This is a genomic window from Ruegeria sp. BA12, from assembly GCF_056539625.1.
The window spans coordinates 1-1,166 of record NZ_JBQFVF010000028.1; the positions used below are offsets into that span (position 1 = coordinate 1).

The 1,166-nt window shown below is 59.3% G+C and carries 1 protein-coding gene; it reads left to right on the forward strand.

All coding sequences use genetic code 11. The features are described from left to right. A partial coding sequence (tuf, locus tag ACR0B0_RS20850) for an elongation factor Tu (protein ID WP_480649426.1) occupies positions 1–1,166 on the forward strand: 1,166 nt, incomplete at both ends.

Below are 1,166 nucleotides of genomic sequence, written 5' to 3' on the forward strand. Positions count from 1 at the left end.
ATGGCAAAGGAAAAGTTTGAGCGTACAAAACCGCACGTCAACATCGGCACGATTGGGCACGTTGACCACGGTAAAACCACGCTGACCGCAGCAATCACCAAGTATTTCGGTGACTTCAAAGCGTATGACCAAATCGACGGCGCGCCTGAAGAGAAGGCTCGTGGCATCACCATCTCGACCGCCCACGTGGAATACGAGACCGACAACCGCCACTATGCACACGTCGACTGCCCCGGCCACGCCGACTACGTCAAGAACATGATCACCGGTGCCGCTCAGATGGACGGCGCGATCCTGGTTGTGAACGCCGCAGACGGCCCGATGCCTCAGACCCGCGAGCACATCCTGCTGGGCCGCCAGGTTGGCATCCCGAAGATGGTCGTGTTCATGAACAAAGTTGACCAGGTTGACGACGAAGAGCTGCTGGAACTGGTTGAGATGGAAGTTCGCGAACTGCTGTCCAGCTACGAATACCCTGGCGACGATATTCCGATCATCGCAGGTTCGGCTCTGGCCGCGATGGAAGGCAACAACCCGGAAATCGGCGAAGAGAAAATCAAGGAACTGATGGCGGCTGTTGATGACTACATCGACACCCCTGAGCGTGAAGTTGACAAGCCGTTCCTGATGCCGGTCGAAGACGTGTTCTCGATCTCGGGCCGCGGTACCGTTGTGACCGGTCGTGTTGAGCGTGGCGTGATCAATGTTGGCGACGAGATCGAAATCGTCGGCATCCGCGACACTCAGAAAACCACCTGCACCGGCGTTGAAATGTTCCGCAAGCTGCTGGACCGCGGCGAAGCAGGCGACAACATCGGCGCCCTGCTGCGCGGTATCGACCGTGACGGCGTTGAGCGTGGTCAGGTTCTGTGTAAGCCGGGTTCGGTTACACCGCACACCAAGTTCGAAGCCGAAGCCTACATCCTGACCAAGGAAGAAGGCGGTCGTCACACTCCGTTCTTCGCGAACTACCGTCCGCAGTTCTACTTCCGTACGACTGACGTGACCGGCACCGTGACCCTGGCCGAAGGCACCGAGATGGTCATGCCCGGCGACAACGTCGGCTTCACCGTCGAGCTGATCGCCCCGATCGCGATGGAAGACGGCCTGCGTTTCGCCATCCGCGAAGGCGGCCGCACCGTCGGCGCCGGCGTTGTGTCGAAAAT